Annotated in this window: 10 protein-coding genes; 1 reads left to right on the top strand and 9 read right to left on the bottom strand. The window is 24.0% G+C overall.

Annotated features, from left to right (window positions below; all coding sequences use genetic code 11):
• The 8 genes from GBZ86_RS10585 to GBZ86_RS10615 form a co-directional block, all read right to left on the bottom strand.
• Positions 1-3,514, bottom strand: a 3,514-nt coding sequence (locus tag GBZ86_RS10585; protein WP_207707439.1) for a phage tail protein, incomplete at its 3' end; no start/stop codon positions are given.
• A gap of 20 nt (positions 3,515-3,534) precedes the next feature.
• Positions 3,535-3,906 carry a hypothetical protein gene (locus tag GBZ86_RS10590; protein ID WP_152890486.1) on the bottom strand — a complete coding sequence of 124 codons (372 nt, stop codon included), beginning with the start codon at positions 3,904-3,906 and terminating at the stop codon, positions 3,535-3,537.
• A gap of 74 nt (positions 3,907-3,980) precedes the next feature.
• A complete protein-coding gene (locus GBZ86_RS17170; RefSeq protein ID WP_170272212.1) occupies positions 3,981-4,148 on the bottom strand; it encodes a hypothetical protein in 168 nt (55 codons plus the stop codon).
• Between the two features lie 27 nt (positions 4,149-4,175).
• Positions 4,176-4,547, bottom strand: coding sequence for a hypothetical protein (locus tag GBZ86_RS10595; RefSeq protein WP_152890488.1), 372 nt, complete (start codon positions 4,545-4,547; stop codon positions 4,176-4,178).
• A gap of 290 nt (positions 4,548-4,837) precedes the next feature.
• Complete coding sequence (locus tag GBZ86_RS10600; RefSeq protein WP_152890490.1) at positions 4,838-5,134, bottom strand: hypothetical protein; 297 nt, start codon at positions 5,132-5,134, stop codon at positions 4,838-4,840.
• Between the two features lie 81 nt (positions 5,135-5,215).
• Entirely contained in the window at positions 5,216-5,437 is a 222-nt protein-coding gene (locus GBZ86_RS10605; protein WP_152890492.1) for a hypothetical protein, read from the bottom strand.
• 37 nt (positions 5,438-5,474) lie between these two features.
• Entirely contained in the window at positions 5,475-5,768 is a 294-nt protein-coding gene (locus GBZ86_RS10610) for a hypothetical protein (protein WP_152890493.1), read from the bottom strand.
• Positions 5,769-5,950: 182 nt separating this feature from the next.
• Complete coding sequence (locus GBZ86_RS10615; protein WP_152890495.1) at positions 5,951-6,262, bottom strand: hypothetical protein; 312 nt, start codon at positions 6,260-6,262, stop codon at positions 5,951-5,953.
• Between the two features lie 177 nt (positions 6,263-6,439).
• Here GBZ86_RS10615 and GBZ86_RS17175 point away from each other — a divergent pair, with 177 nt between their 5' ends.
• Positions 6,440-6,616, top strand: a complete 177-nt coding sequence (locus tag GBZ86_RS17175) for a hypothetical protein (protein WP_170272213.1) — start codon at positions 6,440-6,442, stop codon at positions 6,614-6,616.
• A gap of 165 nt (positions 6,617-6,781) precedes the next feature.
• On the opposite strand, the gene GBZ86_RS17180 is transcribed toward GBZ86_RS17175, so the two are convergent.
• Positions 6,782-6,949, bottom strand: a complete 168-nt coding sequence (locus GBZ86_RS17180; RefSeq protein WP_170272214.1) for a hypothetical protein — start codon at positions 6,947-6,949, stop codon at positions 6,782-6,784.
• Between the last annotated feature and the right edge of the window lie 420 nt (positions 6,950-7,369).

The following is a 7,369-nucleotide window of genomic DNA, read 5'->3' on the forward strand; positions in this document are numbered from 1 at the left end:
CAGTAGCTAAAGTAATAGTAGATTTATTAGCTGTAGAATCATAGGTAGTATCCCAATAATTTAAAGTTTTTGTAGGTCTACTATTAGAAACTATATTAATTACATTAAAATCTTTAAACTTTGCTTCCCACTTTTGAGAGCTTTGAATAACCTCTGATTTAGTGGCACATCCATTAACAGAATTAGTTATTTTATCTAATTCTATTTTTTGCTCTGCTTTAGTTTCTTCTATTTTTTTATTTAAGCTATCCTTTATATTTTTAGAGTTTAAAGTAAAGGAGGTAGCCACATTTCCTTCCTCTAACTTAGGTTTACATATGAATCCCCATCCCCTTCCTTTTGTATGGCCATAGATAAATAAACTAACTGCTAATTCATCTTCCTTTACATCCTTACTTATTTTAAAGGTATGAGAAAATTTAACCCATTGATTTATTTTATCTTCCTTAACTTGAAAGGAAAATTGTCCACTATGAAAACCATCCTTACCATCTTTAGTTTTATAATATAAACCACCTGTAATGGCTTGGCTTGTATTATTCATATAAATTTCCATTGAAATAGTATATTCCATACCTGCTTTAAAGGAACTTAAAGTTCTTTTAATGGATTGAGTAGCTCCTAACCATCTGTTACTATCATCACTTCTAAAAACTATGGAAGGAAAATTAAATTTATCTATATTTAAATGAGCATGGGAACCCTTACTAGCATTTTCCACGCCCCCATTATATAAATTCCAATGACTTACTTTAAAAGAACCATTTATTTTATCATCCCAACCAATATGACTATCTACCCAATAGTTAGAGAAGTCAGCATTTTTTAATAGGTTTTCTCCACCTATTTTTAAATTATTTATTTTTTCTTGTATAGTGCTAGATACAGTATTAACTATGGCTTTAGAAGTTATTTTTTGTTCTGCTGTGGTAAGTCTACTTTCATAACTAGTAAGCTTTCCATTAATTTCTTCTGTATTACTTTCCATATTAGAAACCTTACTAGTTATACCATTAATATCTGTTTCTAAGGATGCTGCTTTTTTATTAGTCTTTGTTACTTCTAAATTTAAATTATTTATTTTTTCATCAGCATCTTTTTTTATCTTATCTATATTATGGTTTAATAAAGATTTTGTACTTTCTAACTGTTCACTAGAAACTGAAAGTTTTATTTTATCCTTTAAGGAATTTATATCAGATCTTGCTGAATCTAATTTAGTAGTAACTTCTTTTCCTTCAGTAATTATTTGTTTTTTAGTATTATCTACTGCTAAATTAATAGAATCTATATTAGTTTTTAATTCACTAAAATTATTTTTTATATTTTCAGTTACTTTTTCTAAATCCTTATTTATGGAATATTCATAGGAAGTTACCTTTTCCTTCATACCTTCTAAGTTTCTTTCTAAGGTATTAGTTTTAGCTTCCACACTAGAAATTTTATTACTATTCCCATCTAAAATACTTTTATGGCTACCTAATTCACTATTAATAGAATCTACTGTAGCCACTGTTCTGTTATAGTTATCTTCTAAAGTTTTTTGTTTATCCTCTATTATTTTAGAGTTTTCTATGGTGGCTTTTATTTGTCCCTGCTGGGATTGAATTTTAGTTAAAGCATTTTCCACTGTTTCTTTATTATTTTCAGTGGTGGTTTTTAACTTAGAAAAAGCCATATCTAAAGTTTGATTTTCAGAATCTATTTTAATTCTTGTAGCATTTAAAGTATTTGAATTAGTATTCATTTCTCTAAATACAGAATTAATATCTAATTTATAAGCTTGAATATTAGCCTTATCAGAAATCATATCATCCCTAATAATTTTACTTTTTATTCCCTGCTCCATAAGACCTGTATCAGAACTAAACATTAAATTACCTAGTACATCCCACACATAAATGCCATAATTATTAGAACCATCCTTACCTATTTGAACCCTTACATTTTTAGAATCTTTAATTTGAATAGTATTATCTTTAATGGTTAAATTTCCATTATTAGATGTAATATTAAATTTTTCAGTATTAATAATTCCAGCATTCATTTTATTAATATCAATGGAATCTATCATGGCATTTTTAATAAAGGCATCAAAAATAGTTAATTTATCACTGGTAATTCCTCCTGATTGAATATTTTCACTAGTAAGATTTCCATTAAGTAAGGTTTTAATATTTGCTGTATCAGCTTCAATTACCTTTACCTTTTCATTAGTTACCTTTAAATCAGTAACTTTAGCTTTAGTAGCTTCTAAATTATCTACTTTTACATCCACTGCTTTAAGTTCATTGGTAGTTATAGTGGTAGCTTCTAAAGTTCCCACCCTTTCCTTAACCACATTTAAATCCTGTATATCTGCTTTTTTAGCAGTTAAATTTTCTATGGAAGCATTAACAGCTTTAAAATCTACTGCTTTCATTACATTAGCTTCAAAATTATTAATTTGTTTAGCTTCTATATTATCTACACAGGACCCATCTACAGTTCCATTATCAGTGGTAATATTAGAAACTGTTTCTGCTGCATCTTGAAGCTGTTGTTGCATTTCTTCAAAACTTAAAATAGTATTAGCAATTTCCACTGTATCCTTTGAATGATCTAAAAGATATTCTTTAATTTTTACAATACGTTGTTTTTCTTTTACTCTTTTACTTTTAGAAATAAGAGTAATGGTATCCCCTAAACTATAATCTAAAATTTCATATTTTCCTTTACTACTTTTAGCTAAATTATTTATATCCACCTTATAAGCTCTTCTTGGTTTAGATAATTCATTAAGTTTAGCTTGTCCATCTTTTTTAAGATTTTCTACCACAGTATATCTATCATCTTTCCAATAAAAAGTTTTAACTTTCTTAGAGTATTGATAATTTTCTACATAATCTTTTCCTTCATTAATAGCCTTAATAGTTAATTCATTCTTACCAAGGGGAATAAGCCTTGTATAAAAATTATGGGAATCCCTTTGGCTTTCTAATTTTATTACATTTAAGGAATCCATAAAATAAACTCCCTTATCCCTGCCAAGATGTTCATATACATTTATTTTTTTATTTATACAATCAAACTGTAAATCCACCATGTAGGTTTTCTTAATATCCTGTATAATATCCCAGGAACTACAATTACTTTTTCTAACTGTTCTTTTCTTACTTACATTACAAAATCCAACCCTCCATCCAGTAGAAACTATGGCAAGATTTAAAGCATCCACTATATTTTTTTCAATACTTTCATATCTATCCCAAGGCTTTCCCTCTAAATCTTCCACATTTAAAAAACAAGTAAACTCTGTAAAGTTATCAAGCTCATGAATTTCTTTTACTATATATTCATTTTCCTTAGTTCTTATATAGCATTCTTCTACAATATCTTTATAGAACTTATCAAAAATGGGATAAGAAAAAGAGAGCTTTTCATCACCTGTTTTTAACTCTCTTTCTAAAATTGCTTCCTTATAATTAATTAAGCCCTGTATTTTTTTATGTTCTATATTATATAACTTAAACATATTCCTATCCCACCTTTATTTTAAGATTCTTTCTTTTCTTCTAAATTACTGTTAACTTCTATGGGTTTAACATTTGTTGGAGCTACTATAGTTTTTGATGCTTCTGTTTTATAAAGAGTTACTGAATCAGCTTTAGTATTATTTTTACGCTTTTCAGATGCTAATTCATCCTCTATAGCAAAAACTGCATCATCAAAATCAGACATATCCTTTCTTATTTCTTTTCTATGTCTAAAATATAAATCTTGATTTAAAACACTTTTAGTAGTGCTTCCATTACTATTTCCATCAGTGCTAACACTAGCATTTAAATAAACCACATTAGCATTAACCCCTCCTTCATTTACTACACAGTATCCTGTTAAACTTATTGATTTATCTATCTTTAACATATAATTTCTCCTTTACTTTCTAATTTGTTTTTATTTTTGAGAATAAAAAAAGAGCATTACTGCTCCTTAAAATTTTATCTTTTATTTGCATTTTTTGAGGGTATAAAAAAAGTTAATATTATTAATATTGAAATAAACATTAGTATACCTATTTTTAATTTTTCATTATTAGTTGTTACTAAAACCATAATCATTATAAATATAAAACAATATATACCTGAATTTAGATTTTTACCATTCATATTGAGTTACTCCTAATTCTATGTTTATTATTTTAATCTGTTAAAAATCTCTTTATCTTCATCAGAAAATTTATCTAAATTATTTGATTGAATAATAGTAGAATCCTCATAATTTAGCTTAATATATCCTTTTTTTCCAATAGTATATACATAAGGTTTTATCTCTTTATAATCAGATATAAAATCAATACTACCACTATCTTTGGCATCATATAAATCTAAATGTAGATTTCCTTCGGGAGAAATTTTAAATATTCCAAAATGACCATCTTCTCCAAAGGATTCTATAGTATCAGAACCATCATTTTTTGATGAATATCTATTGGATTCAATTTTACCACATCCTAAAAATAAAATAGTTAAACTTAAGGATATAAATATTAAATATAATTTTTTCATATATAATGCTCCTTTTTCTTTAGTAAAGATTTTATTATCTTTATTAAGATAGCACAAATTATATTTAATTTATTAAATATATCTTGAAATGGTATTTTTTTAGCCTGAAATAAATTTTATATAAAGTTTATTTCAGGCTAATATTTGTTTTAAAAGTTTTATATTATAAGTTTACATATGTTTTTTATACAAATTTCAAGATATTTTTAACAAGTAATTCAATATAATACTAAGTGTTACTTATGGTATACCTTTAAAAACATAAAGTACTACTAAAGCACTTCTAAGTATTACTTATAATGTTTATGTATGTCAATCAATGAAATTATAAAAGAATTTATAAATGAAAATAAAGTTATATCTAAAAGTTTATTGAAGAAAAATTTAGATGATATTATTACTAACATTACATTTAATACTATTAGCAATATTCCAATAAAAACAAAAAAGTTAATCTTTTTATCTATAAAAATTATAAGTTGAGAAAATATATTTGATTTATTATTAATTACTTTAAAAATTGAAATAAATATAAGTGAAACTATTATAAAAATTAATGGTTCTTGTATAGATAAAAAATATTTCATATAATCTCCTATTATCTATTATTAAACTTAAGCTATTTTATTCTACTGTAAAATCAGCAAATACATATTATAATATATGTACTACTTATGACTTAATTTTCTTTTAATTTTAAAAAAATAAGTTAAACTTGAAAAAAACATTAAACTATTAATTATTAATCCTAAAATATTTAATAACATTCTAAACGAATTATTTTCTATAATAAAAAAATTATGAACTCCAAGTATAATAAGTCCTCCAAAAATGACTGTTGATATAATTAAAGATCTTAATTTAGAATTATTATTTGAATAATGTAACATAAAAGTCTCTCCTAACTTTTGAATAAATTTTTACCTATTAAGCTTTAGATCCCCATTCAAATATTGCTAATGCTATCATAACAAAAGGAAGATAATTTACAATAATACTAAACATTAAAAATCTATTATATTTTTTTGTTATTTCTATATATTTTTTCTTTTTAAAATATATATTAAGAAATAAAAGCCATGTATTTAATATTGCAATTATAGGTCCTAACCAAAGAAGAAATACATTAATTTCATCAGTAATTAAGTAAAAAGCTATCATTGTAATACTTAGAATTAATAAAATAATACTACAAATTTTTAAAAAATTTTTTTCATTCATTTCTTAAATTATCCTTTCTGAAATATCAAGTTATATATCTCACTCAAACTACTATAGCATAATTTTAAAAAATAATTTCAACTTTATCATAAAACATCATTTTTTTGACTTAAAATGATATGATTAAAGATATTAATGGAACTAAAGAAAGTATATATAGGTAATCTCCTTCATAATAAAATCTAATATTTATTATTTTTAATTTTACTAATAATACAAATACTTATATTAAGGTCTTTAGCTATTACCCTATAAGGTCTATTATCTTTCTTTATTTGTTCTACTTCTCCATAAGAAAGTCTTTTACCTGTTTTTCTAGGTACTATACACATATTTTTTAAGTCTGTTTCTTCTTCATAAGCTTCATTTACACTAAAGTCATTTAAAAGTTCCTCAAAAGTATCCTGGGAACAATATATTTCATCTTCAAAATTTATTGAATTTTTAGGTATTAAATAATAATTATCTAACAATTCTTTTAAATTCTTCTCCATGGAACTCCTCCCTAAATAATTATGTTAATTTCATACATCATAACAATATATAATGTTAACTTGTAAGAATATAACATTATATATATTAGTATATTACAATTAAATGTAACTTTAAAGACACTTTTAATCTAATATTAATTGCAATAATTTAGTTATAGTTTTTAAAGGAGATTTCACATGAAAAAGATAGCAAATAAAAAAAAACAATATATTATGTCAGGTTTTATTACATTATCATTTGCACTTTCAAGTCTTATAGAATCATTCTCAAATAAATTTATATTTATTTTTGCAATAGCTTTTTCAATACTTTCTATAACTTTTTTTACAAAAGCTAAAAATAATACTATATAATCTACTTTTGTAAATAAAACTGAATAATAAAATGACTCATTAAATCATTTAAGCTAATGAGTCATTTTTATTTCCTAATTTAAGCTATTTAATATATATTTTTTTTAGAATTTTACGTGTATCATAAAACTAACGTTTTTAAAATAGTATCAAAAAATTTATATTCTATTTTTCTAACTTTTTTAAAATACAATCTAATTTTTTAGACATTTCTTTTGTTTCTTTCACAAAACATCTAAATTTTTTTACACCTGTAACTATTCCTATTACTATTGCAATTAAAAGTCCTAGATTAATTAACTTAAAAAGTAATCCTATTAAATTAAATTCCATGATTATTTCTCCTTTGTATTTTTTTAAAAATAGTCTAATTAATTATTTTTAGTTTCCAAAAAGTCCAAGAGTTGCTATGATTAATATAAATGGAAGTACACCTAATGCAAAAGCTAGTTGAAATCGCTTTATTATAGTGCTTGTACAATTAGTACTTTTTTAAGAATACTAAATATAGCAAAGTTTATTCCTGATACAAGCGCTAGAATAGGTGATGTAACAAATACAAAACCACCAAAATCTACTTGCATATGCTGAGGAACCAGCTCTAGTACACTAAGTGCAAATGTAATAATTAACACTATTCCAACCATTGCTAATATATAAGCTAAAACAATTTGAATCTTTTCTCTGATAAAAATACTAATCATCCCTTCTTTAACAATATTTTGTCTGTATTTCTATAATATAATACAATGT

The organism is Clostridium tarantellae (assembly GCF_009295725.1).
GTDB lineage: Bacteria > Bacillota > Clostridia > Clostridiales > Clostridiaceae > Sarcina > Sarcina tarantellae.

What these genes read in the sequence shown, in the direction of transcription:
- GBZ86_RS10605 (WP_152890492.1), bottom strand. Translation starts at nt 5,437, where the DNA reads ATGTTACATTATTCAAATAATAATTCTAAATTAAGATCTTTAATTATA.
- GBZ86_RS17175 (WP_170272213.1), top strand. Translation starts at nt 6,440, where the DNA reads ATGAAAAAGATAGCAAATAAAAAAAAACAATATATTATGTCAGGTTTT.
- GBZ86_RS10590 (WP_152890486.1), bottom strand. Translation starts at nt 3,906, where the DNA reads ATGTTAAAGATAGATAAATCAATAAGTTTAACAGGATACTGTGTAGTA.
- GBZ86_RS10610 (WP_152890493.1), bottom strand. Translation starts at nt 5,768, where the DNA reads ATGAATGAAAAAAATTTTTTAAAAATTTGTAGTATTATTTTATTAATT.
- GBZ86_RS10615 (WP_152890495.1), bottom strand. Translation starts at nt 6,262, where the DNA reads ATGGAGAAGAATTTAAAAGAATTGTTAGATAATTATTATTTAATACCT.
- GBZ86_RS17180 (WP_170272214.1), bottom strand. Translation starts at nt 6,949, where the DNA reads ATGGAATTTAATTTAATAGGATTACTTTTTAAGTTAATTAATCTAGGA.
- GBZ86_RS17170 (WP_170272212.1), bottom strand. Translation starts at nt 4,148, where the DNA reads ATGAATGGTAAAAATCTAAATTCAGGTATATATTGTTTTATATTTATA.
- GBZ86_RS10595 (WP_152890488.1), bottom strand. Translation starts at nt 4,547, where the DNA reads ATGAAAAAATTATATTTAATATTTATATCCTTAAGTTTAACTATTTTA.
- GBZ86_RS10600 (WP_152890490.1), bottom strand. Translation starts at nt 5,134, where the DNA reads ATGAAATATTTTTTATCTATACAAGAACCATTAATTTTTATAATAGTT.